We start from the raw sequence: 25,878 nt of genomic DNA, 5'->3' as shown, positions 1-25,878 counted from the left end.
CCAAATAAATTTTTAACTTTTAACCTAAAAGTCCCATCCTCAGTTAACTCATTTCAAAGCAATCACCTCACAATATAAATACATTATATTATATACTAATTTATCGATTTAATCTATTAATAAAATATATATAACTTTGAAAGTTAACTCTTCTATAATTTAATTTTCTTTCAATGTTTTTAATTTTAAAATATGAGTTAAAACTACTAAATATACTATTAAAAGAAATGCACGTCCATAAATATTTTGCATTGAAAGAAAACCTTTCCCCATTCCTAAAGTCATTACACTTATTGCAATAATTTTATTTTTATATGTTATTCCTTTTTTTTGCGTATAATCTTTTATATATTTTCCAAATATTCTATTTTCTAATAACAATCTATGAAATTTTTCGGAACTTCTTTCAAATAAAAATGCAGCTAAAAGTACAAAGGGAGTTGTTGGTAAAAGAGGTAAAAATACTCCGATAGCTCCTAAAACCAAAGATAAACACCCTAATATTAAATATAATTTTTTCCTCATAAATATCCTCCCTCTATAATTTATACTATTTTAGCACAATTTATTTTGATAATCAAATATTTTATTTTTTAAATATATTTTATTGCAAATTTAAATACGTTGTGCTAATATTATTTTGACAAACAAATATTTTTATAACGGAGGGATTATGAACAAATATTTTATTTCATTGGGGATTTTAATTTCTACTTTAAATTATTCTATGGAGCTAGAAGAAAATGGGGTATTTTTAGAAAAAAGTGTTATATCTTCTGTTGGATATGAAGATTCTATACAAAATACACCAAAAAATATTCAAATAATAACAAAAGAAGAAATTTCTGAAAAGAATTTTAAAAATGTTACTGAAACTTTAAATAGTTCACCTTTAATTACTATTACAAGAAACTCTGTAGGAGAGTCAATTCAAATGAGAGGTAGTGGTATTAATTCAAAAGCAACTGTTCAAGTCTTAGTTGATGGTACATCTATTAATCCTGTTGATATAAATCATGGAACACTACCTCTAAATTCTATCGCTTTATCATCAATTGAAAGAATTGAAATTTTACCTGGTGGTAATGGTGTACTTTATGGTGATGGTTTTACTGGAGGACTTGTTAATATTATTACAAAAGACTCTATAGAGAAAACTAATGGGAATATTGGGTACAGATATGGTAGTAAAGGAGAAAATATCTTTGATACAGGAATTTCTCTTAAAGTTAACGATTATATGTCATTCATATTAAATTACTCTAAAGAAAATAGTCAAACTAATAGAGACAATGAAAAAATTAATTCAGAACATGTTGATTTTACAACTTTATTAAATTTAACTAAAGATGATAAATTAAAGTTACAATATTCCTATTACAATAAAAAAAATAAAACAGCTAATCTTTTGACCAAAGATCAATTAAAAAATAATTCTTCACAATCTGGTGTAGATTTTGATGGTTCATATCTTAAAAATAATTCAAGTAATAAATATCCACTTTTAGAAGGAACTGGAGATATCTTAGATAAATCTAACTTAAGAAGAGATGAATTTTCTTTCAATTACACTAAAAAAATTAATAATGAATTTGAATTTAATTTAAACGGAAGCTATCAAAAAAATACTAATGATGTTACAACTAAAGAGGCTACATATGCAAACTTTGGCTCTTTAACAAATCCATTTAATTACAAAAATTACTATGCCGATAATATCGGTACCTTTACTGATGAAAAATTTAAAATCAATCCATCTTTAAAATACAATTATATGACTAATAGTTACTTAATTTTAGGTTATGATTATAAAGAGCAAAAAAGTAAAAGAGATTTTACTAATTTTATGGATATGTATAAAGTTTACGATTTATCAAGTAAAAAAGAAAGCAACGGAATCTATATTTTTAATAAAACATCTATTGATAAATTTGAATTTTTACAAGGTTATAGAAGAGAATGGACAAAATATAATACTACAAAAAATAGTCACTATTACCATAGAGTAAAACCTATTTTTCTCAACAATGGTTATGTTGATACAGGTTTAAAAACTGATTATATAAAAAAATCAATGCATAATGATAGCTATGAATTTGCCATAAATTATTTATACTCTGATACTGGTAATATCTATACTCGTTTCGAAGAAAGTTTTAGAACTCCTGCTCCAACAGAGTTTCAAGATAAAGATGGAACTGATTATATCTTAAATGATTTAAAGCCTGAAACAAATCAAACTTTAGAAATTGGAATTAAAGATTATCTCCTTGGAAGTTTTGTTTCTCTAAATGGATTCATTGGAAAAACTAAAAATGAAATTTATTATAACGAAGTTTATCATGGAAAAGAATGGTATTATGGTAATTTTGGTAAAACTGAGCGAAAAGGTATTGAATTGAGTTTGGAGCAAACTTTTGGAAAGTTTGTTTTCTTTGAAAATCTAGCTTATATAGATGCTAAAATTAAAGAGGATTCTAAAAATTCAAATTTAGAGGGGAATCAAGTTCCATATACTCCTAAAATAAATGCTAACTTAGGAACACTTATCAATTTTACAGATAATTTTAACTCTATATTATCTTTTAATTATAAAGATAAATACTATTTAGATAAAGCTAATAAGTATGAGGCTCAAAGTTTTATAACTCTTGATTTAAGCCTTAATTATGTCTTTAATAACGGATTAAAAATATATGGAGGTATTAATAATATCTTAAATAGAGACAACTATGATCAAGAGGGTATTTCCAATAATGAGATTCTTTATGATCCAGCTAATGGAAGAACTTTCTATTCAGGGTTTACTTATATATTTTAAAAGAAAACTAATTTTTAATCTATAAAAAAAGCTAAGGATTGACCTTAACAGAGTCACCTTAGCTTTTTCATTTTAAATACTTAAACAAAATACAACATATAAAATAGAAATCATAAAACTAAAAAAAAGATAAAAATAATCATTTTTTTCTAATTTATAATCTTTTAATCTAGTTCTTTTAATTCCGTTTCCATATCCTCTAACTTCCATAGATATTGCTAAATTTACTGCATTTTGTATTCCACAAATAACTACTGGAAAAAATAGTGTTAAAATATTGCTAATTTTTTCTTTCAAATTCATCAATTTATAATCAATGCCTCTTGCTTTTTGAGCTATTATTATTCTTTTGCTTTCTTCTTCTAACATTGGAATAAATTTAAATGCCAAGGCTGTTATAACTCCTATTGAGTCAACTGGAACTTTAAATATTTTTAAAGGTGATAACATCTTCTCTATTACAAATCCAATCTCTCTAATCTCCATTTTAGAAACCATAGAGGTAACTAAGAAAATAATTGTTAAAAGTCTAAAAGTAGAAAGAAATACATATTCTATATTTTTATTCATTAAAAGTAAATTTACAAATATCATTGATAGTAAAAGTCCTATTGAATACTTGAATATTTTTTTTAATTTGTTTAAGTCAACTGAAAATAATTTCATTTGATAAAATATAAATGGTAAAATTATAATTATCTGATAATATTTATTTGCAAAACCAATTGCTATAATATAACCTATAGTTGTATAAAATACTATTCGAGGGTCAAAATCTTTCTTTAGCATCTATCCCAATCCTCTCTAATAATTCATCTATGTTTTTTATATTTTCTGTTTCTATTCCACATTTATTAATAATTTTGCAAAATTCTATAAATTCTAAGTCAGATTTCTCTAAAACTTTTAAGGGAACTCCTTCATTTATAATTTTTTTATTTTCTAATAAAAAAACTTTATCTCCATATTCTAAAACATCCTCAAATAAATGAGATATTTGTATAATTGTAACTCCTTTATTTTTTAATTGTTTTAAGACATCAAAAAATAACTTTTTATTTTCTAAATCTAATCCCGCAGTTGGTTCATCTAATAATAATAATTTAGGAGAAGTGACTAAAATTGATGCTAATGCAACTAACCTTTTTTGACCTCCACTTATTTCATATGGAGATTTATTTAAAATTTCATTAGATAATTTCAAAAGTTTTAGAACTTCATTTACACTTCTATCAATTTCTTCTCTAGAAACTTTTTTCTTAATTAAAATATACTCAATCTCTTCTTTTATTGTATTATTAAAAAATTGTTTCTCAGTATATTGAAACATATATCCCGTAGCTTCTCTAAATTTTTTTAAGTTTTGAGAATTAGATAAATTAATTCCTTTCCATAAGATTTCTCCTTGGATATTATTCAATAAAAATCCTATAGTTTGTAAAAGGGTTGATTTTCCACTACCTGTTTTTCCTATTATAAATGTCCATGAACATTCTTCTATTTCTATATTGACATTTTCCAAAATTATCTCATCATATCCTGAGTTAACTTTTTTTAAAGAGATTTCCATAAATGCTCCCCCATTTTATTTAAATTAAAAATATCTTCTGAAACATCCTTTTTAGTTCTTAAATAAATGCTTCTAGCGACTTTAAACATAGGAGGTAATTCTATCCCTTGGTCTATCTCAATTTTTACAAGAAAGCTCATAAAAAGCTTTTTAGGCCCGTTAAAATTGATTTTGTTTTTTTCAAGATAAATAACTTCATCACAAAATTCTATTTCATTTAAATGATGAGTTACTAAAATTACTGTCATTCCCTTATTACTTAAATTTCTTAATATATCTAGTATTATTTTTCTATTTTCTGGGTCGAGCATCGCCGTTCCTTCATCTAGTATTAAAATTTTAGGGTCTAAAACTAAAGAAGAAGCTATACAAACTCTTTGTTTTTCTCCTCCTGATAATTTAGATATCGTTTCATTCTTTTTTTCGAAAAAATCTATTTCTTTCAATAATTTTTCTACTTTTCTTTTCATGAAATCTGAACTATATCCATAATTTTCCATTGAAAAAGCAATTTCTTCCTCTACAATATCAGTTACAAGTTGTTCATCAGGATTTTGAAATACTATTCCTATATTTTTTCTACATTGAAAAAGACTTTCTCTTATATTTAAATTATCTATATATATATTTCCTTGACTTACTTTTTCTATGCCTAGAATTAATTTTATTAAAGTACTTTTTCCAGAGCCATTTTTCCCTAATAAAGTATAAAATTTTCCTTTTTTAAAATTTATAGAAAAATCTTGGAATATAATTTCTTGATTATAAGAAAATTTTATTGATTCTAATTTAATCAATCTCTTCACTCCAATCATCAATGTCATAAAAATTTATTTCTATATTTTTTTCTTTTAAAAGCTCTTGTAAAATTTCCATAAAAATTCCTTTTTCAGAAACCAAATGAACTCTTTTTAAAATATCATCTAAATTTTTATAACAACTTGCTTCACCTTCCCAATTACCTCTACATGTTTTATTGACACCACAACTTGGACTACCTTGTATTCCGTATATCCCATCTATTTTATAATCACAATTAATATACATCTCTATTTGATTTATAATAGGATATAGTAATACTTTACATTCATCTTTAAAATTAGGATATTCCAACTGATCTTTTACATGACCCCATCTTTTCAAACCTAAAATAAATAATTCTGGACATGGAAGTTGAACAATTCCATAATTATTTAAAACAAAATTTTTTATAAACTTTAAAAATTTATCCTGTTTTTTTGCATAAGGCTTTACTACACAATTTTGATTTAAAATACAGTGAGAGACAATAATAATTTTTTTTCCTCTTTCCATATCTACCCTCTTATCTTGTTTAATAAGTTATTAGGAAGTTTATTTATTATCATTGCCACTACCACACATGAAGCTATTTTATCAATTAAATTTGACATTATTCTAGGAATAAAAGCTGCTGTAAATATTTTTTGTCCACTTTTTACTAGCCATCCTGTTAATATATCCATTGAACCTCCTGCTAATCCACCAAATAATGACACAGCTATTGGTGTCCCAATTAAAGGAGCTAGAATTGCTAATAAAATTCCTGTTAAAACTGCTATTTTTATTGTAAATCCAAATTTTTTTGAAATAATTCCAACAACTATTCCTATCATCATATTTACTATAGCAAATGGGAGTTCTATAGGATTGTTTACCATGGCTGTCATTACGTTTGTAATTAAACCTGTAATACCTCCAAAAAATGGTCCTAATAAAGCTCCAGAAAGTATAGTTCCTATTGTATCTAAAAATAAAAAAGGTATATTAAAAGTTTTAGCTAATGTTGCAAGTATAATATTAAGTCCTATTCCTAATGCTGATATTGTTATTGATAAAGTATTTTTTTTCATTCTTCCTCTTTCTTAGTTTTCACTCAAACTAATTTTAATATATTTTCTATAGTAATTTCCATTTATTTAGGAACTTTTTTATAACTTTTAACCTAAAAGTTTTTAGATTTCATTTAAATCAGTTCATAAAATTTCCTCCTTAGCACTATTCACAATATTATACAAAAAAAACCTTTTTAATAAAAGGTTTTTTACAATATTTCATCTTCTAATTTTAATAAAATATTATCTATTTTAATTAATTTTTCATCACTGAATTCATTATTATTTATAATTTTTAGAAAAATACATAATTTTTCTTTTATCTTTTCTTTTTTTGTATTTTGATTTATTTTATTTTGATTTATTCTATTTTGATTTAAAGATTGTTTTATTTCTTTTAATTTTTCTTTTGGATTTTCAGAGTTTAAAATTTCAACTATAATTTCTTCATTTTCTTTTTCAATCTTTTTTAAATCTTTTATAACTCTATCAGGAAGTTTATAAATAGTAGTTGAATCATATTGTATAGATAATTGTTTTCTATCTAAACAAAGATATACAAAATCTTTTTTAAATCCTAAATTTTCATACCATTTCCCAAACATTCCATTTTTATTATTTGAAAATATTTTATGTGCTTCTAAAAAAACATCACCAAGTTCTTTTACGTTTTCTTTTAATAAATTTCCAGTATATATTGCTTTTTTTTCAAGTTCAATCAAATATTCTTTGTCATTAATATTAAAACCTGTATAGTCAAAATTTGAATCAAATTTTTCTTTTTTTATTACAACTTCACTTTTTTTATAATTTGCTAACAATCCCATTTTATAATTTCCCCCACTAAATTTTTATAATCTGTTGCTGCTGTACATGTTGAATCTATTTGATAAATTGAATTTTTATCAAGTCCTAATAAATTTAATTTTGAACAAGTTCTTATTGTAGCGTTTGTTGTTTTAAAGTTTTCTTTTAAATGTTCAAAAATCTCTTTACTTACTTTTTTTCTTTTATCTAACTTAGTTGGTAAAACTAAAGTGTTTTTTATTTTTACATCCAATTCTTCTTCTGTCTGTTCTAATGTTTGAATTAAAAGATTTAATCCATCTAATGCTAAAAGTTCTGTTTCACAAGGAATTAATATATAATCTGATGCATATAAAGCATTTATAGTAAATAGATTCATACTAGGAGGGCAATCAATTATTATATAATCATATGTTTTTTCTAGTTTATTTAAAGCTTTTTTTAATAATTTTTCTGTTCCAAATTTAGAAGTCAATTGTCTTTCTGCTAAGTTTAAAATTAAATTAGATGGAATTAAATCAAAGTTGTCTGTTTCAAGAATAACATTATTAATATTTTTTTGATCTACCAAAATGTCTTTTATTGTTAATTTAGGAGTTTCAGATAAAGCTGTAAATGTTAAACTAGCCTGAGGATCTGTATCAATTAATAAAACTTTTTTATTTTCTAATGTTAAACCTGCTCCAATGCAATGAGTTGTTGTTGTTTTTCCTACTCCACCTTTAAAATTAATAATTGATATTATTTTAGACATCTTTTCCTCCTGATTAAAGTTTATTTTTATTTGATCTGTAGTAATATCTATTTTAACTAGTTGATTTTTTTTGTATCCTGTTTTTTCAATTATTTCTTTATCTAGAGTAAATCTATAAAGTTTACTATTTCCATTTGCTTGTATAATAAGTGGTTGTCCTTCATTGTCTTTTTTCAAAATTATTTCATTATTTTTTTTATTATAAAAACATTTTAATATTTGAGGTTCGTTCATTATTTTTATTCCTTTCATTGGAATATTCAGATAAGCTGTTGATATTTTATTTTTTTTATTAAATATTATATTTATTTTTTTTTCGAAAACCATTTTTACTCCTTAGGAAAATATCTTCGGTCATGACCGAAGATATTTATTAATATAAAAGAAGTTGAGCTATTTTATAGGCTTCTTCTTCTGAATTTACAATATATTTCACTTTTTCTTGTTTACAATTTTTTTTAAAATAAAGAGTTACTTCAATTCCATTTTTTAATACAGTTAATCTCATATTAAGCCTCCTTGATTTTTAGAGGATAAAATGATATACTTCTATTGCCAGTAGGGGTATATCGTTTTGATTACCTCTTTTTTTTATTTTTATATTATAAGAATACAACATAATTAACTAAAAGTCAACGCATAAATTTAATTTATATTAAAAATGCGTTGATATTTTTTTAATTAAGCATTGTTATAGTTGTTTATATATTGTTATATATTGTTATATATTGTTGTGTACAAAAAATATTATAAAAAAAATGCAAATATCCCTTGATTTATATAGGATTTAAGGCGATTATATAAATCCTCATTTAATGGGAGTAGTTTTCCTCATTAGATGGGAGTATCTATCCTCATTAAGTGGGACTACTTTCCTCATTAGGTGGGAGTACCTATCCTCATTAGATGGGAGTATCTAATATTTGTTTATTTTTTATCTTCATTAAGTGGGAATAAATTAAGGAAAAAGCAAAATTTCTTCATTAAGTGGGAGTATTTAGCTTGAAAAATATAAAATTTTTAGGTATAATTTAATAAAACAATGAAAAAAAACTAAAATTAATATAGATATACCCATGTAATGACGAAAAAATTGTTGGAGATGAGTTATGAAAATAGTGAAAAAGAAAAGCAACAATTTAGATTTTCAAGAGATTATAGATACACCAGAAACAGAAATAGTTGAAGAGAATATAACCTTAGATGAGAGTTTTATAAAAAATAGGGCATTAATTAGAATGGATATGAATATTATTCAGTATCCTATATTTAGTAAAAATACTAAAAGAAAAACAAATCAAATAGTTAAATATTATTTTAATAATAATAGAGATACGTATATAACTGTTACTCCTGCATCAGGGTATCATATTCCAGGCGAAATGGAAGAGAAAGTATTTATAGTATTGATGAAGATAATGAAAGATAAAGGAATGCCCCAAAAATTTTGGGTTACATTAAGTGAATTAAAAAAAGAATTAGGATTAAATACAAATAGAGCAAATGAACTTATAAAAAAAAGTTTACTAAGAATAGCAAATACTTTTTATAGTTTTAAAAATACGATGTATTTTAATGAACTAAAATCACTTTTAAAGGAAGAAATAACAAGATCTATTTTTGAATTAGATATTGTTAGTTTAGAAAGAAAAGAAAATGCTGAAATTAAAGCTCAAATAAACGATAAAAGAATTAAAGAAATTTATCAAATAAAAATATCTGATTTTTTTTATAAAAATATACTAGCAAAAGGATATTTAGTTTATGATGCTGCAGTTTTATTAGATATAGAATCAAGTACTGCTAGAACAATATATATGTTAATTGAAAAACTTAGATTTAATGAAGTTTATTTAAAAATAGATGTTATGTATTTAATTAAAAGAATTCCATTAAAATATGATAGAAGTAATATAGGAAGAACCGTAAAAACTTTAATTAAAAGTTTTCAAGAATTAAAAGATAAAGATTTAATAAAAAATTTTATTTTAGAAAAAGAAGGAACTTGGGAAAGTGCAGAGGTCGAGGTCTTTTTTTATGATTTTACTGTTCAAGATAAACAACAAAGATTTTTTGATGATTTAAACGAATTTAGACATTTAAGTCAAAGTCAGTTATTAGTTAGTCATATGGAAAATAAAGATTTACAGGATGATAATACTGGAAAATTGAAAGAATTTATAGTTGTGACACCAGAAATGATAGATGAAGTTTTAAAATTAATGCCTATAAAAGCAAGAAGTTTAAAAACAATGCCTAAAACAATAAAAGATGCTATTGAAAATTATGGACTAGAAAAAGTTCAAAAAGTTGCAGTGTATATGAAAAAGAATAAAGTTGATAAAGTAAGAGCGTATTTTATTAAAGCTTTAGAAAATAATTGGACTAAAGATGAAGAAAAAGTAGTTTTAGTTGAAAAAAAAGAAGAATTTGAATTACTTAATATAAATAAATTAGAAGTTGAAGAAGATCAAGTTAAAAATAAAATAACAAGAAAATCTTTAGAGGAATTTAATAAGTTATTAGAGGAAGAGAAGTTAGAAATAGAAAAAAAGGCATATGAATATTATGTAAAAAAATGTGGACAAGATACAAAAATTCAGAAAATTGCGTTTAACGCCGGAAAGACTACCATAATATGTGATTACTTAGAAGAAAAAAGATATTTTGATAAAAAAATTGAAGTTGATATAGAAGAAATAATCCCATTAAATGAGGATAAAAAAAAATTAAATTTAACAGAAGTTTATAAATCAATAAATGAAAAAATAACTTTTTATTCTGGATTATTGAATATGGATTCTGATCAAGAGATGCTATTAAGGTTAGAAGTAGGAAAAGAGATTTTGTTGAAAAAAAATTTAGAAAATCTTTTAGAAGAAGATATCATAGAAATGGTTAGATTAGTTGTTTTGAGAATAAATAGTGAAAAAAATAAATAATATTTGGAGATAAAATGTTATTAAAATTAGAAAAAGAGATTATTGAATTTTGCCCATATAATGAACAAGAAAAATTGGATAAAAATATTTTATTAAAATTGTTAAAAAGTGAGAAAAATATTTTTTCGAGAGAAAATAAAATATGCCATTTTACAGCTTCATCATGGATTGTAAATGAAGAAAAAACAAAAGTTTTAATGATTTATCATAATATATATAATTCGTGGTCTTGGACAGGTGGTCATGCTGATAATGAAATGAATCTTTTGAAAGTTGCTTTAACGGAGGCTAAAGAAGAGACTGGGTTAGAAAATATTAAAGTTTTGCTAGAAGATATTTTTTCTATAGAAATACTAACAGTAGATGGACATATGAAAAATGGAGAGTATGTATCATCTCATTTACACTTAAATATTACTTATTTATTAGAGGCAAATGAACACGATATGCTATCGATTAAAGAAGATGAAAATAGTGATGTATGTTGGATAAATATAGAAGAAAGTGAAAAAATTTCAAACGAAGAAAAAATGAAAATTATTTATAAAAAATTGAATGAAAAATTAAAAAAATATCTTCGGTCATGACCGAAGATATTTTTAATAAATTTTATGAATTAATCTAGAATCAATTTGAGGACTTATTTCAATTTTAATATTTTTTAAATAATCAATAACAATATCTTCAACGCTAGAGTAGTAATTAATATTTTCTCCTTGAATTAAAGAGGTATATTCTTCCCCGCCTGATGACATAAAATCTGTTACAGCAATATTATAGTAATTATCTAAAATGATAGGATTATTTTTTATATAAATCTCACTAACTCTTTTATATGGTGGATTATTTGGGTTAAAAACGACTCGCATGCCAGAAACTTGAGCCATTGCACCTAAAGGTTCAGGAAAGGCTTTTAAACCATTCTCAAGAGCTTCTTTTAAATTACTTCCTTTTATTTTTTTTGTAACAATATGATTATTAAAAGGAATTGATTTAAAAATATCTTCAATTGTTATATATCCTTGAGAAATCGATTCTCTAATACTACCTCCATTAATAAGCACAGCATCAGAATTTGTTTTCCAGAGAATAGCATCAGTTATAAGTTGTGTTAAATTTGTTTCTTTACATCTAACAGATTCACGATCACCAATTAATGTAAATTTTGAATAAGCTATAGTTGTTTTACTGATAGAGTTTTGTGTGTTTTGTATATTTGTAATTATATTTTCAATATAAAGATTATTTTCATAATTATCTAAGTCATTTGAATTCATTAATTTATATTTCCACTTACTTTTTTTATCATTTAATTTTAATTGAATAATAGCAATATTCTTATTGTAACTTCCAGTTTGACTTATTAATGTATTATTAACTATACATTTTTCTTTTATTTCAGTATGGCTATGCCCATCAAAAATTATATCGATTTTAGGGAAGGCATTCGCTAAATTAAAACTTTGATTAATAGTTTTGGTGCTTTTATCACATCCAAGATGAGTTATTCCTACAAATAAATCAATATTTTTATTTTCTAAATTATTTAAAAGATTTTTGACAGACTCTTCAGGATTTATAAATTCTAAATTTATTATATTTTTTGAATTTGTTTTATAATAAGTTTCAGGGGTCAGAAGTCCAAAAAAACATATATTAAATTTATTAAAAGTGACAATATCATATGGAAGAATATTAGTATTATTATTTTTATCAATTAAATTTAAAGCTAATGTTTTATAGGTCTGTAAATTTATAAGTGATTTTAAGTGATTAAATCCATAGTTGAAATCATGATTACCTATAGTTACATAGTCAAATTTAAGAGCATTAAAAAGAGTAATAATAGATTCACCTTTAGAAAAATTTGCGAAAGGAGTACCATGAAGTGTATCTCCAGAATCAATTAAGAAAACTTTACCATTTTTTTTATTATTACGTAAAGATTCTAAAAAAGTAAATAGTTTAGGAAAACTAATGCTGTTATTTTCACCATTAACCCTTCCATGAATATCGTTAAGATGTACAAAAGTTAAATCATAATTGGTATTATCAAAAATCATAATGCCTCCTAAAAAATGGTATTTTTCCAGTCTATCACATAATTTATAAAAATGATATATGCTTCTTGATTTTTATAAATAAATTTTGTTAAGATATAACTATAGAATAAATTTAAAAGGATGTAAAATTAATGAAAATAATAATAGATGCAGATGCATGTCCTGTAACAGATATAGCTGTTAAAATAGCTAAAGAGAAAAAGATACAATGCTTAATAATATGTGATAATGCTCATAAAATAATGAGGGATGAAGTTGAGACAAAAGTTGTTTCTCAAGGTGCAGATGCAGTAGATTTTGCTATTATATCTAAGACTGATAAGAAAGATATAATAGTTACTCAAGATTATGGATTAGCTTCAATTATTTTGTCTAAAGAAGCTTATGCAATAAACCAAGATGGATTGATTTACAGTAAATTTAATATAGAAAGTTTACTTTTTAGTAGACATATGTCTCAGAAAATGAGAAATGCAGGAAAAAGAACAAAAGGTCCAAAGAAAAGAACTATGAATCAAAATAAAGATTTTGAAAAAAATTTAATAAAACTTTTAGAAGATATAAATAAATAGTTTGATTAAGGAGGAAGAATGAATACTAATCAATGTAAGAATTGTGGAAAAGAATTAGAAAAAATTGGTAATGAGTATATTTGTAAAAATTGTAATAAAAAATATGTAAAAAAAGCTTATTGTCCAAAAGATGGAATTGAACTTGAAAAATTAGCTGCATGTGGATCAATAAGCTATTGGTGTAACAAATGCAATGAACTAAAATCAAGAAAAGATGCTATTTATAAATTGGAAGAAGTAAAATAGAAGTTTAAGGGGAAAATATGAGGATAGAAGAGTTTAATAAAAAAAACAAAAGATTTTCTTATAAAAATTAAAACGAGGAAATAATTTAAATTATTTCCTCGTTTATTTTAAAGTTAAATATTATCTTTAATAAGCTTTAACATTTGTTGCTTTGTCATAGCTCCTGGAATGGCAGTTTTTATTTCACCATCTTTTCCAATGATATATGTAGTTGGAAAAGCTCGAATTTTAAAGTTATCAAAATATATACCCGTTTTATCAAAAACTGTAGGAAAAGAATAGTTATTTTCTTGTAAAAAATATTTAATCTCATCAATATTTTTATCTTGTCCGTTTGGATTTTCTTCTGTAACAGGATTTGTTATTCCTAGTATAATAACATCATTTTTATTTTCTCCAAATTCTTTATAAAGTTCTTCAATGATTGGCATTTCTTCTTTACAAGGTGGACACCAAGTAGCCCAAAAATTTAGAAAAACAACTTTACCTTTATAGTTGGATAAAATATGTTCATTGCCATATTGGTCTAATAAACGATAACTATCTTTATTTAAAATGGTTTCTGTATTATTAGTCATTGAACCATTGAGTGTTGATGGAATAAAATAATTAGATAGTTGATTCGTATATCCTAAAAATGTAAGTGTACCTATAATTACTAAAAATCCTCCAGCAATTTTAACTGTGTACTTTAAAAAATTTTGCTTAGATTTAAAAAAGTTTAATAAGGTTGTTGTAAATAGTCCTATCAATAAAAAAGGTATAACAAAACCTAATGAATAAATAAATATTAATAAATTTCCAATACTATTATCCTTTAAAGTAGCTGCTAAAATTAAAACTGAAGAAAGAATTGGTCCAACACAGGGAGTCCAAGCAAAACTAAATGTGAAACCAGTTATAAACGCTACAAAAGGCGTTATTTTTTTATCGCTATAAGCAATTCTTTTTTCTTTGTGTAGAGGATTTAATTTAATTATTCCAAGTTGAAATAAACCTAGAATAATAATAATAACTCCACCTATTTTAGAGATTATATCTTTTTGACTAAATGCAAAATCACCAATTGTAGTAAAAGAAACGCCTAAAATAAAGAATGAAGTGGAAATACCAAATATAAAAAATAGAGTGTTAAAAAAAACTTTCTTTTGATTATAAATAATATTTCCATAGCAGTCACTTTTTTTTCCATTCCCAGCTAAAAAACTAAAATAAATGGGAATTATAGGTATTACACATGGAGAGAAAAAAGAGAGAAATCCTCCTAAAAAAGTTAAAGAATAAAAAAGTAATCCAACTTCCATAGTAAACTCCTTTATATTTAATTAATATCAAAAGAATACAGTATTTTTTACAGAAAAGCAAGACAATAAAAAAGAAAAACTTCTTTTTTTAGTAAAGTATAAGAGATATAAGGAGATGGGTATATGAAAGATAAAGATTATTATATAATAGTAGCATCGATTTGTTTTTTTAGTGGATTTATAAATATTCTAACGTTAACTTATTTTAGTTATCCAATATCACATTATTCAGGAACATTTACTTTAGTTGCAAAATATATTTATGATATTAGATTTTATAAAAAATTGAGTGAACTTATTATAATGATATTTTGTTTTATGGGTGGTTCAATTTTTTCTTCTGTCATAAGTACTAATTTTCAAGAGATAAATATTAAGCGGTATGGAAAAGTAATTATAATTTTTGGTAGTATAGTACTAATAAGCTACTTTCTAGATAAAACTAATAAGTTATTTTTATTTTTTTTAACGTTAACTATGGGATTTCAAAATGGAATGTCAATAAGATTTAAAGGTAGTTTAATAAGAAGTACTCATATGACTGGAAATTTAACTGATTTAGGGAGTTATATAGGAAAAGTTCTAAAGGGGGAAAAGGATAAAATTGAGAATATATCCCTATCAGCTTTAGAAATAGGACAGTATATTTTAGGGGGAATAGTTGCTTTAATTTTATTAGTTTTCTTTAAATCCTATACACTATTATTGTATGGGATACTTTATATAAGTTGTGGTTTATATATGAGTTCAAGAAAATAAAAAAAGTTGATATTATTACAATACCAACTTTTATGCAGACATAGTATAAATATATTCTAAAATATCCTCAGCCATTTTATATAAATTGTCATCATATAATGAATTTTCAATACTTATACTACTTTTAGGATAGACATTTTCATTGCTTTTGTGAACTATAGTAGGTATATTGAAGGCAGAAGCGATATGAGTAATTCCTGTATCCACAGAGATTACTAAATCAGCTTTTTTAATTAAACTGCATAAATCTAAAATAGAATTTTCTTTTTCTATTTTTTTTACTTCAGCCCATTTTATATTAGCAAGATTATTGAGTATAGAATTTTCTTTTTCCATAGGAATACTTCTTGAAATAGTTGAAGCAGTTCCGTTATATAAAATTAAAGGTTTTTTCTTTAAAAGTTTATCATATTTATTTTTTTTATCAAAATGAATATCATAAGTCCCTCCAGGGTCTTTTATTCCAAATGCTTTTAATATTTCAATTCCATTCTCTCTCATGTGATTTTGTTTTTTAGTTATTTTATCAATAATATCAAAATGTTTACCATATTTTCTTTCAATTCCAATAATTTTTTTTGCATTTAGCAATTTCATAAGAATTAGTTCTCTTAAATAGATACTTCCAACTAGTTCAATATAATAATCAAATTTATTTCGATATTTTATTCCAGTTTTAATATTTTTAAAAATATCAAAAGATTTTTTTTGATAAGTATTATCTATAATAATCTCTTTTATATAGGGATTTGCTAAGGCCAATTCTTTTGTAACCTTACTAGCTAAAATAGATACTTCATATCCATTTAAAGCTAATCCTTTTATTAAGGGTGTTTTAAATAAGTAATTTCCTATTTTTTGACAATCGTTAATTAAAACTTTTTTTCCTATTACTTGAAGGTTTCTTTTTTTATCTAAAAATAATTTTCCAATAATATATCCCAATTTTTTCATAGAACCATCTCCTTTTATATATTGATATTATCTAATATAAAAGTAAAAAAATGGTAAAAATTAGAGAAAAAATTATTTTATAAAAAAATCAGAGATTTTTGTTTATATATTTCTCACGAAGAGATTCTAAAACTTTATAAAAGTTATCTAAAATTAAATCCCAACAACATTTATTTTGTAAAGGACTATAATTTGTTTTTAAAAAAGTCAAAACTGATTTTTCTCTGTCATTTAAAAGAGAAGAGTCTACTTTGTTTAATTTTTCTATAACACTATCATTATAAAGAAAAAATAAGTTATCATCTTTTGAAATATTTTCTAAAATTTTTCTTATATCTTCAGTATAATAGTCATAAATGATATCTTCTACAGATTTAGGTAAAGAATCGACATTATAAGTAGCTTCAACATCTTGGTCTAAATCTTCATAATTTACATTCCAATTTTTAAAAACGTAATTAATATGTTTTTCTATAAATTCTTGCTCAAACATTTAAATCACTCCTTTTTAAGTTGGACAAATTTTTAGAAAAAAGTATTTACTTTAATTCATCTTTAAATAGTCCCATATTGATAGTATCGTAATACTTACCATATCTATACAATTCTTTTCTATTTCTTCCTTCCTCTTTAAAACCTACAGCTTCATAACATCTTCTACCAGCTTCATTAAATTCAAAATAATCTAATTTTATTTTATGAATATTCATTTCTTCAAATAAAAATTTACAAAGAACTCTTAAAGTATCAGAACCAAAACCACATCCATGATATTCTTTGCCAATCCATAGCCCAATTGTAACCACACTATTTTTTCGATCTAGGCTATTTATCCCACATCCTCCAATATATTCATTAGTTTCAAGAGATTCAATTGCAAAATTAAAAAGTTCTCCGTTAGGAGCTAGATTCTTATCCATAAAGCTTTTTTGAAATTCATAAGACAATGGAAAAATAGTTCCAATTGATAGAGTATCCCTTAGATTATCTTCTTCAATTAATTTTAAAACTCTTTCAACTTCATTTGAATTATAAGCTCTAAGCTTGATTTTTTTACCTTTAAACATAATAAATCCCCTCCATTTTAAGATATTGACACTCATATTACCTTTAATTTATTGAAAAGTCAAATATTTTTTCTATTTCTTAATATTAGAGAATCAGCTGAATGTCCATTTATAAATTATATGTATAAATTATTTTTTCATTTATTTTATATACTTTTATTAAAGTAAAAAATTTGATATTATTATTGTATACAAAATTTGAATTTTTTAGATGTAATGGAGGTAGAATTGGATCACAAAGAAAGAGAAAAAAATTTAAAAGAAAAATTAAAAAATTATACAATGGATGAATTACTTGATTTGGTTATATTAGGATTAAAGCAAGATATGATAGATAAAAAAATAGATGAGCAAGAAAAAGCTTGCTAAGATTAAAATAATATACAAAAAGCTTAGATTTATATCTAAGCTTTTTATTTTATAAAGTGTTATGTATTATTGACAAATAATGTACAATTAATGTATTATTTAGATAATTATATTTTAGGGAGGATTATATGAAATTTGTTTTTAATCATTTTAATATTAATGTTTTAAATCTTGAAAAAAGTATAGAATTTTATGAAAAAGCTTTAGGATTAAAGGAAGTAAGAAGAAAAGAAGCAGCAGATGGTAGTTATGTTTTAGTTTATATGGGAGATGGAGAAACAGGATTTACTATCGAGCTTACATGGTTAAGAGATAGAGAAGAAGCTTATGATTTAGGAGATGAGGAGTTTCATCTAGCTTTCGTAACAGATAACTATGAAGAAGCATATAAAAAGCATAGTGAAATGGGATGTATTTGCTATGAAAACACAGCCATGGGAATTTATTTTATCAATGATCCAGATGGATATTGGCTAGAAGTTATTCCACCAAGAAAATAAAGAAATAATAAGGAGAAGAAATTTTTTCTCCTTTTTTATTATATTAGATTTTTAAAAATTATTAAGATAAAAATTAGAGGAGATATTAATTATGAAAAATTTGAAAATATACTATATTTATCATAGTTGCTTTGTAGTTGAAACAAAAAATTATCTTATAGTTTTTGATTATTTTAAAAAACCTTTAAAAAATAGAGATGATGATATATCGTTAGATAAAAAAATTTTAAATACTAAAAAGAAAGTATTAATTTTTTCATCTCATAGTCATTACGATCATTTTAATAAAGAAATTTTTTCTTGGAAAAATAAATTTAGAATAATTGAATATATTTTAAGTAGTGATATTATTTTTAATAATGAATTACAAAGTTGTCATAAAATTTCTGAGAATGAAGTTCTTGACATAAATGAAGTAAAAATAAAAGCATATGGATCCACGGATTTAGGAGTTTCTTTTTTAGTTGAAGTAGATACATTGAAAATATTTCATGCAGGGGATTTAAATTGGTGGTATTGGAAAGATGATACACCAGATGAGGAAAAATCTATGAAAGAATATTATCAAAAAATTATCGAACAAATTAGAAAGAATAATAATATTGATATAGCATTTTTTCCAGTAGACCCTAGATTAGAGGAGTTTTATTATTTAGGAGGTGAATATTTTGCTGAGAATGTAAAACCAAAACTAATGATACCAATGCATTTTGATGAAAATTTTTATATATGTAAAGAATTTAAAGAAAAAATTGAGAGATTTGATATAGAAGGAGCTTTAATAGAAAGAACTAACTATTTACTAAAATTTAAAACCGATATTTAGATATCAGTTTAAGAAAATCATAACCTTGACTTTTAAAAAAAAATAAAGTAGATAAATACTAATTAAAATTTTATAAAAATACAAGGAGGGGCTTATGAATTTTTCAATTGATAATTTAGGTTTTTTAATTAGCTTTAATATGATTGGGACACTGGCGATTGGTTTAATTTCGCTATATATAGGATTGTATATAAAAAATCACTCTAAATTTTTTAATAAATTTGGAATTCCAGCACCAGTTATAGGAGGAATATTATTTGCAGTAATACATTTAATTATAAGGCAATTAGGAATTGGAACAATAAAATATGATACAACTTTGCAAGATCCCTTTATGGTAGTATTTTTTACAACAATTGGAATAGGTTCATCAATTGCAGCATTAAAAAAAGGTGGAAAACTATTAGTTATATTTTGGTTATTAAGTGGTATAATGACATTTATGCAGACTGTTATAGGAGTTGGCGTAGCCAAAATAACGAATATTCATCCTTTATATGGAGTTTTAGCTGGGTCTGTTTCTATGAGTGGGGGCCACGGATCTGCTGGAGCTTTTGGAAAAACGGTTGAACAATTAGGTGTTATGGGAGCAAGTACAATGGCTCTTTCGTCAGCAACATTTGGTTTATTAGCTGGAGGATTACTAGGAGCACCACTAGCATTATACCTGATAAGAAAAAATAATTTAAAAGCAGTAAACATAGTTGGAAAGGATGATGTTAATTTTGAAGAGAAATTTTCATATCAAAATATAACAGCGGATGAATTATTAAAGCATATAGCTGTACTTTCAATAATAATGATGATAGGAACTAGTTTTTCATCTATGTTAAAATCATATTTTGATTTAGCCCTTCCATCTTATGTTGGAGCAATGTTTGTTGCAATAATTTTTAATAATTTAAATGTAAAATATAATTTTATTAGCTTAAATAGGAATTTAATTGATATTTTGGGAATAACTTCTTTAAATATATTTCTATCAATGGCTTTAATTTCTTTAAGATTGTGGGAACTAGCTTCTCTAGCTGTACCGATGTTTTTAATTTTATTTGCTCAAGTTTTATTTATGGCATTTTTTACGAGTCAAATTGTATTTAAGGCAATGGGAAAAGATTATGATGCAGCGGTAATGATTTCAGGAATGTGTGGTTCAGGACTAGGAGCTACAACAAATGCAATGTTAAATATGGGTGAGATATCCGAAAGGCACGGATATACAGTTAACCCTTATTTAATAGTAACGTTAACAGGAGCATTTTTAATAGATATATTTCAAATGCCTGTAATTATCGGTGCAATAAATATGTTTAAATAAATTGAGATATCAAAGTGTATTAAAAACAAAAAAATTACATCAGTTGCCAAAATACAATACTATAAAAACTTTAATGGGTACAAATTGTAAATAAAGAACGTAATAAGAACACGATTCTTAAAGTTGTATTCGAAATAAAAACATGGTTGACATAGATTTACGGATATGGTATTATTAATTGAAACCGATGATTAAGTAAATTTAATACCCCCCAAAAATTTATTTAAATCTTTTAATTTTAACACTCCCCCGTGTTATAAAAACCTTCCTTTTCCCCAAAAGGAAGGTTTTTTATTTTCATCTTTTAAATATAAAAGGAAAAACTATAATAATAAGAATATAAACTTATAATGAAATATAAATTAGGAGGTTTTTATGAAAACTTTGGGAGTATTTTTAATTTTAGGAGCATTAATTTTTGGATTAAGTTCATGTTCTTCATTAGATATGGAAACAGCAGGAGCATCAAAAACATCAAGTCAAAAATATTAGTAAGATGTAAGAATAATAATAGAGAAAAAGTTGAAGGAATATTTACTTCAACTTTTTTGTTATTATTTTTTTATAAAAAAATAAAATAAAAATTGATTTTCAATTTTAAAAATAGTATTATCTTATAAAATAGGTTTGGGGAGGGTAATGATGAAAAAGTTATTTATTGTTTTTTTTACATTGGGATTGGTTATTTTTGGAGGATGTAGAAAAAAAGAGAGCAAAGAAAAAGAAAAATTAGTATTTGCTCAGTTAAGTGATCCTAAAACTTTAGATCCACAAAATTCAACTGATAATTATTCTCAGGTGGCTATTACACAAATATATGATAGACTATTTGAAATAGACGAAAAAAATGGAACTCCAGTTCCAAGTTTAGTTGAAAGTTATAAAAAAATTAATGATAATGTTTTAGAAATAGTGTTAAAAAAGGGTGTGAAATTTACAAATGGAGATAACTTAACTGCTGAAGATGTTAAGTTTACATTGGAAAGAGCTAAAGAAAATCCTAAGGTTGCTCATCTTTATAAGATGATTAAGGATATAAAAGTTTTAAATAATAATACATTAGAAATTATTACAGAAGAACCATTTGCACCTCTTTTAAATCATTTAAGTCATAAATCGTCATCAATTATTAATAAAAAAGAGGTTTTAAAAAATTCAGAAAATTATTTTAATAACCCTACAGCAACAGGACCATATAAAGTGCAAAATTGGGCATTAGGAGATAGTATAACTTTAATTTCAAATGAAAACTATTATAAAGGAAGTCCTAAAATAAAAACTGTTATAATAAAAGCAGTTCCTGAAGAAAATAGTAGAGTTATAGGTTTAGAAACAGGTGAAATTGATATGTCATTAGATATTCCTGCAATTTCGTGGGAAGAGCTAGAAAAAAGTGGAAAAGCTAAAGTTTATTCAGCTCCTTCTACAACAACAGGATATGTAGGATTAAATACAAAATCACCAACTTTATCAAATAAACTTTTAAGACAAATTATAGCTATGGCTATTGACAAAGAGAGTATTGTTGATACTATATATTTAGGAAAAACAAAAGTTGCTAATCAATTTTTAGCACCACCAGTTTTTGGATATAATAAAGATGCTTTACCTCAAGAATACAATGTTGAAAAAGCACAACAACTTTTAGAAGAAAATGGATTAGTTGGAACTAAATTAAAAATATCTGTAAGTAGTCCAGAAAGAGTTCAAGTGGCAACAATAATACAAGATCAATTAAAAAAGATAGGTATAGATTTAGAAATTGAACTACTAGAATGGGGAGCTTTTTTATCTCAAACAGGATCTGGGAACACAGATATGTTTATTATGGGATGGGGACCATCAACATACGATGGTGATTATGGGTATTATCCAAATATTCACACTAGCCAGATGGGAAGTAATGGGAATAGAGCATTTTATTCAAATCCAAAGATAGATAGTCTTTTAGAATTAGCTAGAAAAGAGAATGACATAGAAAAGCGAAAGGGATATTATAAAGAGATTCAAGAGGTTTTAAATGAAGATGTTCCTTTAATTCCTTTATACCATGGAAATGTTGTTTATGGAGTTAATACTAATCTAAAAAATATTGAAGCAACAGGATATCCGGAGTTTTATAAATATGAATTTTAGTTTTGGGGAGGAAGTAATGGATACAATTAAATTATTAGAAAAATTGTCAAATTTACATGGAGCACCAGGTCATGAACAAGAAGTTTTAGAATTTATAAAAGATAATATGAAAGGTTATATTTGTGAGAGAGATTCCATAAATAATCTTTATATAAAAACGAATATAGAACAAGATAAACCTGTTGTAGCGCTAGATTGTCATAGTGATGAAGTTGGTTTTATAGTAGAAGGAATTAAAGCCAATGGAACTATAACATTTTTACCTTTAGGAGGATGGCATATAACGAATATTCCAGCACATTCAGTTGTTATAAGAAATTTCAAAGGAGACTATATAAAGGGAGTTGTATCATCTAAACCACCTCACTTTATGACAGCAGAAGAAAAGCAAAGATTGCCGAAGATGGAAGAATTGGTTATAGATATTGGAACTAGTTCATATGAAGAAACTGTAGAATTATATGGAATAGAAGTTGGAAATCCAATAACACCAGATGTGATGTTTTCATATGATGAAAAGATAGAGGTTGTTAGAGGAAAAGCTTTTGACAATAGACTTGGATGCGCTATTGTAATGGAAATTATGAAAGAGATAAAATCTAAAGAATTAAAAGTAGAAGCAGTAGGAGTAGTAAGTGCTCAAGAAGAGGTTGGGTTAAGAGGAGCTCAAGTAGCTGCAAATACAGTAAGACCTGATTTTGCAATTATTTTTGAAGGATCACCTGCAGATGATACATTTAAAGATACTTTTTCATCAAAAGGTGCTATAGGAAAAGGAGTACAACTTAGAGTTTTAGATGCAGGAATGGTTTCAAATCCTAGAGTTCAAGAATTTGTAAAAAATATTGCAATTAAGAATCATATTCCATTTCAAGTTATAGCAAGAAGTGGTGGAAGTACAAATGGTGGAAAATATCATATAGCTGAAAAAAGTATTCCAACAGTTGTTATTGGAATTCCAACAAGATATATTCATACCCATTATACATATGCATCAGTAAAAGATTATAAGAATGCAATTTGTTTAGGGAAAAAGATATTAGAAGAATTATCAAAAGATATAATAAAAAGTTTTTAAAAATATAATAAAAAATGTCAAGAGGTTGTCTTGACATTTTTTGTTATAGTAAATTTAGAAGAGATTAGTCAATAATTTTAAGACCAAGTTCTCTAGCAATTATAGTTGCAGCAACTTCAGCAACTTCTCCTGTAAAAGAAACACATTGATTTTTATGTTCTTTTGCTCCCATATCCATTCCATGAGTTAAAACTTTACAACATAAAACTTTATGATTTTTTCTAAACTCTTCTTGTAATTCGTAAGCTAGTTCAAGATTTTTATTAACTTTAGTATCTCCACCTTTAGTTCTTCCAAAGAAATAACTAATTGCCATAACTCCACCACTAACAGCACCACAAACGCATTTAGATTTACCAATACCAACTGGGAATCCAGAGGCAACAGCAATTAATGCTTCTGGCATTTCAGGAGCAATATTATTTCTAATAGAGTTAACTATTGCTTCTGAGCAGAAAAAATCTCCAACTCTATAAGCTTCTTCCGCATCAAATTTTACTTTTTTAATACTTATTTCTTTGTTCATTGTTTTCACTCCTTATTCTATAAACTTATTTATATATTTTAACATTAATATAAAAAAGTAGCAAAACAATATTAGAAAACTATTCTACAATTTTCTTATATCCACTTTTTATAAAAAATACAGATGATACCACAAGCATGATAAGCTCATTAACAGGAGCAGATAACCAAATTCCTTTTGTATTGAAAATTCCTGGTAAAAGAAATAATAAAATATTAATAAAAATAAGACCTCTTAAAACACTTAAAATACTCGATATAAAAGCATCTTCTACAGCGGTAAAATATGAACTAATAATAATATTAATTCCCATTAAGATATATGTAAAACTATAATATATAACAGCTTCTTTAGTTAAAATAAATAGTTCTTTATTTTCTTTTATAAAAATAGAAACTAATTCATTAGCAAACATATTTATGATGAAAAAGAAAAATATTCCTAAAGAAAAAACTGTAACAGTTCCTATTTTTAATATTTTTAAAACTCTTTTATTTGATTGAGCACCATAGTTAAAGCTTATAATGGGCTGTAGTCCTTGAGAAAATCCAATCATTGTCATAGTAACAAGAGTAGATATATAGCTAATAACACTAAAAGCAGAGATTCCGTCATTTCCAATTATAGCCATTATATTTATATTAAAAGCCATTATAACTACACCAGTAGCCATCTCAGTTAAAAATTCAGAAGAACCATTATATAAAATAGATCCTACTGTTCTTAAATTAAATTTAGTAAAAGTGTATCTTAATTTTTTGGCTTTAAATAAGAGATAATATCCTAACATTAAAGCTGTTGTCATTTGAGCAGCTCCAGTGGCAATAGCGGCACCCTTAATTCCCATATCCAGTATAACTATTAAAAAATAATCTAAAACAATATTCATAATAGCTCCACCCAATATACAAAGTAAAGAGTAATTAGGGCTTCCTTCAATTCTTACAAAGCTTTCAAAACCGTACGAAAGCATATAAAATAGAGTAAAGAACGACAAATAAAACAGATAGGTTGTAGCCTCTTCTAAAATAATATCATTAGCTCCTAAAATTCTAACAACTTTTTCAGGAAAAATTATTCCAATTAAACTTAAGATTGAACTAAAAATCATAAAAAGTTGTAGAGATGTACTATAAGATTTTAAAGCCTTCTTATCTTCTCCAGATCCAAGTTGAATAGCAATCATAGTAGAACTCCCAACTGCAACCATTATACCAATAGCAAAAGAAAAATTAACATAAGGCATAACGATATTTACGGCAGCTAAACTTTTAGCTCCTAAGAATTTACCAATAAATATTCCATCCACTATTGTGTATAAAGAGAAGATCCACATGGTCAGAATAGAAGGAACTCCATATTTAAAAATAAGTTTAAAAAGATTTTCATTTAATAATTTTTTTTGCATAATAA

Annotated in this window: 28 protein-coding genes; 12 read left to right on the top strand and 16 right to left on the bottom strand. The window is 24.8% G+C overall.

The features are described from left to right. Window positions 1-159 precede the first annotated feature (159 nt). On the bottom strand, window positions 160-525 hold the full coding sequence (locus tag MKD34_RS13455; RefSeq protein ID WP_240222219.1) for a YbaN family protein: 366 nt from the start codon (window positions 523-525) through the stop codon (window positions 160-162). A gap of 148 nt (window positions 526-673) precedes the next feature. On the opposite strand from MKD34_RS13455, the gene MKD34_RS13450 reads away from it, so the two are divergent. Next, window positions 674-2,821: a TonB-dependent receptor gene (locus tag MKD34_RS13450; protein WP_240222217.1), complete on the top strand. Its 2,148-nt coding sequence runs from the start codon at window positions 674-676 to the stop codon at window positions 2,819-2,821. A 72-nt stretch (window positions 2,822-2,893) separates the two neighbouring features. On the opposite strand, the gene MKD34_RS13445 is transcribed toward MKD34_RS13450, so the two are convergent. From MKD34_RS13445 to MKD34_RS14115, 8 genes are all read right to left on the bottom strand, one after another. Then, the gene (locus MKD34_RS13445; RefSeq protein ID WP_240222215.1) at window positions 2,894-3,610 is read right to left on the bottom strand and encodes an energy-coupling factor transporter transmembrane component T; all 717 of its coding nucleotides are present in this window, start codon (window positions 3,608-3,610) and stop codon (window positions 2,894-2,896) included. Next, window positions 3,591-4,391, bottom strand: coding sequence for an energy-coupling factor ABC transporter ATP-binding protein (locus MKD34_RS13440; protein ID WP_240222213.1), 801 nt, complete (start codon window positions 4,389-4,391; stop codon window positions 3,591-3,593). The genes MKD34_RS13445 and MKD34_RS13440 overlap by 20 nt, the downstream gene beginning before the upstream one ends. Next, window positions 4,376-5,188, bottom strand: a complete 813-nt coding sequence (locus tag MKD34_RS13435) for an energy-coupling factor ABC transporter ATP-binding protein (protein WP_240222211.1) — start codon at window positions 5,186-5,188, stop codon at window positions 4,376-4,378. The genes MKD34_RS13440 and MKD34_RS13435 overlap by 16 nt, the downstream gene beginning before the upstream one ends. After that, the gene (locus tag MKD34_RS13430; protein WP_240222209.1) at window positions 5,181-5,705 is read right to left on the bottom strand and encodes a CD3072 family TudS-related putative desulfidase; all 525 of its coding nucleotides are present in this window, start codon (window positions 5,703-5,705) and stop codon (window positions 5,181-5,183) included. The genes MKD34_RS13435 and MKD34_RS13430 overlap by 8 nt, the downstream gene beginning before the upstream one ends. Before the next feature lie 2 nt (window positions 5,706-5,707). Further along, a complete protein-coding gene (locus MKD34_RS13425) occupies window positions 5,708-6,262 on the bottom strand; it encodes a CD3073 family putative ECF transporter S component (RefSeq protein ID WP_240222207.1) in 555 nt (184 codons plus the stop codon). A 191-nt stretch (window positions 6,263-6,453) separates the two neighbouring features. Beyond that, window positions 6,454-7,071, bottom strand: coding sequence for a hypothetical protein (locus MKD34_RS13420; protein WP_240222205.1), 618 nt, complete (start codon window positions 7,069-7,071; stop codon window positions 6,454-6,456). Further along, window positions 7,059-8,132, bottom strand: a complete 1,074-nt coding sequence (locus MKD34_RS13415; protein ID WP_240222203.1) for a ParA family protein — start codon at window positions 8,130-8,132, stop codon at window positions 7,059-7,061. Before MKD34_RS13415 ends, MKD34_RS13420 begins: the two co-directional genes overlap by 13 nt. Window positions 8,133-8,178: 46 nt before the next feature. Then, window positions 8,179-8,313 (bottom strand): hypothetical protein, encoded by a 135-nt coding sequence (locus MKD34_RS14115; protein WP_266188186.1) that lies wholly within the window; start codon window positions 8,311-8,313, stop codon window positions 8,179-8,181. A 601-nt stretch (window positions 8,314-8,914) separates the two neighbouring features. Between MKD34_RS14115 and MKD34_RS13410 the strand changes: the two genes are divergently transcribed. Both MKD34_RS13410 and MKD34_RS13405 read left to right on the top strand, forming a co-directional pair. After that, entirely contained in the window at window positions 8,915-10,747 is a 1,833-nt protein-coding gene (locus MKD34_RS13410) for a hypothetical protein (protein ID WP_240222201.1), read from the top strand. A gap of 14 nt (window positions 10,748-10,761) precedes the next feature. Then, window positions 10,762-11,334 (top strand): NUDIX hydrolase, encoded by a 573-nt coding sequence (locus tag MKD34_RS13405; protein WP_240222199.1) that lies wholly within the window; start codon window positions 10,762-10,764, stop codon window positions 11,332-11,334. A 12-nt stretch (window positions 11,335-11,346) separates the two neighbouring features. Here the strand turns inward: MKD34_RS13405 and MKD34_RS13400 are convergent, their stop codons facing one another. Beyond that, window positions 11,347-12,810, bottom strand: coding sequence for a bifunctional metallophosphatase/5'-nucleotidase (locus tag MKD34_RS13400; protein ID WP_240222197.1), 1,464 nt, complete (start codon window positions 12,808-12,810; stop codon window positions 11,347-11,349). 131 nt (window positions 12,811-12,941) lie between these two features. Between MKD34_RS13400 and MKD34_RS13395 the strand changes: the two genes are divergently transcribed. Both MKD34_RS13395 and MKD34_RS13390 read left to right on the top strand, forming a co-directional pair. Next, window positions 12,942-13,382, top strand: a complete 441-nt coding sequence (locus MKD34_RS13395) for a YaiI/YqxD family protein (RefSeq protein ID WP_240222196.1) — start codon at window positions 12,942-12,944, stop codon at window positions 13,380-13,382. A gap of 18 nt (window positions 13,383-13,400) precedes the next feature. After that, window positions 13,401-13,628, top strand: a complete 228-nt coding sequence (locus MKD34_RS13390) for a zinc ribbon domain-containing protein (RefSeq protein ID WP_240222194.1) — start codon at window positions 13,401-13,403, stop codon at window positions 13,626-13,628. Window positions 13,629-13,741: 113 nt separating this feature from the next. Here MKD34_RS13390 and MKD34_RS13385 read toward each other — a convergent pair whose 3' ends face one another. Beyond that, the gene (locus MKD34_RS13385) at window positions 13,742-14,932 is read right to left on the bottom strand and encodes a cytochrome c biogenesis protein/redoxin (protein ID WP_240222192.1); all 1,191 of its coding nucleotides are present in this window, start codon (window positions 14,930-14,932) and stop codon (window positions 13,742-13,744) included. A 123-nt stretch (window positions 14,933-15,055) separates the two neighbouring features. On the opposite strand from MKD34_RS13385, the gene MKD34_RS13380 reads away from it, so the two are divergent. Then, the gene (locus MKD34_RS13380; protein ID WP_240222190.1) at window positions 15,056-15,691 is read left to right on the top strand and encodes a YoaK family protein; all 636 of its coding nucleotides are present in this window, start codon (window positions 15,056-15,058) and stop codon (window positions 15,689-15,691) included. A gap of 30 nt (window positions 15,692-15,721) precedes the next feature. Here the strand turns inward: MKD34_RS13380 and MKD34_RS13375 are convergent, their stop codons facing one another. From MKD34_RS13375 to MKD34_RS13365, 3 genes are all read right to left on the bottom strand, one after another. After that, window positions 15,722-16,645 carry a glycosyltransferase family 9 protein gene (locus MKD34_RS13375; protein ID WP_240222188.1) on the bottom strand — a complete coding sequence of 308 codons (924 nt, stop codon included), beginning with the start codon at window positions 16,643-16,645 and terminating at the stop codon, window positions 15,722-15,724. A gap of 88 nt (window positions 16,646-16,733) precedes the next feature. Continuing rightward, complete coding sequence (locus MKD34_RS13370) at window positions 16,734-17,138, bottom strand: hypothetical protein (RefSeq protein ID WP_023052261.1); 405 nt, start codon at window positions 17,136-17,138, stop codon at window positions 16,734-16,736. Between the two features lie 46 nt (window positions 17,139-17,184). Next, on the bottom strand, window positions 17,185-17,712 hold the full coding sequence (locus MKD34_RS13365) for a GNAT family N-acetyltransferase (RefSeq protein ID WP_240222186.1): 528 nt from the start codon (window positions 17,710-17,712) through the stop codon (window positions 17,185-17,187). Window positions 17,713-17,940: 228 nt separating this feature from the next. Here MKD34_RS13365 and MKD34_RS13360 point away from each other — a divergent pair, with 228 nt between their 5' ends. The 6 genes from MKD34_RS13360 to MKD34_RS13335 all read left to right on the top strand — a co-directional run bounded on the left by MKD34_RS13360 (window position 17,941) and on the right by MKD34_RS13335 (window position 23,939). Then, window positions 17,941-18,081, top strand: a complete 141-nt coding sequence (locus MKD34_RS13360; protein ID WP_240222184.1) for a hypothetical protein — start codon at window positions 17,941-17,943, stop codon at window positions 18,079-18,081. A gap of 128 nt (window positions 18,082-18,209) precedes the next feature. After that, entirely contained in the window at window positions 18,210-18,581 is a 372-nt protein-coding gene (locus MKD34_RS13355; RefSeq protein WP_023051475.1) for a VOC family protein, read from the top strand. A gap of 91 nt (window positions 18,582-18,672) precedes the next feature. Next, window positions 18,673-19,407 (top strand): MBL fold metallo-hydrolase, encoded by a 735-nt coding sequence (locus MKD34_RS13350; RefSeq protein ID WP_240222182.1) that lies wholly within the window; start codon window positions 18,673-18,675, stop codon window positions 19,405-19,407. A 94-nt stretch (window positions 19,408-19,501) separates the two neighbouring features. Next, window positions 19,502-20,725 (top strand): sodium/glutamate symporter, encoded by a 1,224-nt coding sequence (gltS, locus tag MKD34_RS13345; protein WP_240222180.1) that lies wholly within the window; start codon window positions 19,502-19,504, stop codon window positions 20,723-20,725. Between the two features lie 642 nt (window positions 20,726-21,367). Continuing rightward, window positions 21,368-22,861 (top strand): ABC transporter substrate-binding protein, encoded by a 1,494-nt coding sequence (locus tag MKD34_RS13340; protein WP_240222178.1) that lies wholly within the window; start codon window positions 21,368-21,370, stop codon window positions 22,859-22,861. Between the two features lie 16 nt (window positions 22,862-22,877). Then, window positions 22,878-23,939, top strand: a complete 1,062-nt coding sequence (locus MKD34_RS13335) for a M42 family metallopeptidase (protein ID WP_240222176.1) — start codon at window positions 22,878-22,880, stop codon at window positions 23,937-23,939. Window positions 23,940-24,003: 64 nt separating this feature from the next. On the opposite strand, the gene MKD34_RS13330 is transcribed toward MKD34_RS13335, so the two are convergent. Further along, window positions 24,004-24,465: a C-GCAxxG-C-C family (seleno)protein gene (locus tag MKD34_RS13330; RefSeq protein WP_240222175.1), complete on the bottom strand. Its 462-nt coding sequence runs from the start codon at window positions 24,463-24,465 to the stop codon at window positions 24,004-24,006. 79 nt (window positions 24,466-24,544) lie between these two features. Further along, entirely contained in the window at window positions 24,545-25,873 is a 1,329-nt protein-coding gene (locus MKD34_RS13325) for an MATE family efflux transporter (RefSeq protein ID WP_240222173.1), read from the bottom strand. Window positions 25,874-25,878: the final 5 nt, after the last annotated feature.

Source organism: Cetobacterium somerae, assembly GCF_022430525.1.
Taxonomy (GTDB): Bacteria; Fusobacteriota; Fusobacteriia; order Fusobacteriales; family Fusobacteriaceae; genus Cetobacterium_A.
The sequence above is the reverse complement of the archived record's forward strand: the minus strand, read 5'-3'. Positions and strand labels throughout refer to the sequence as shown.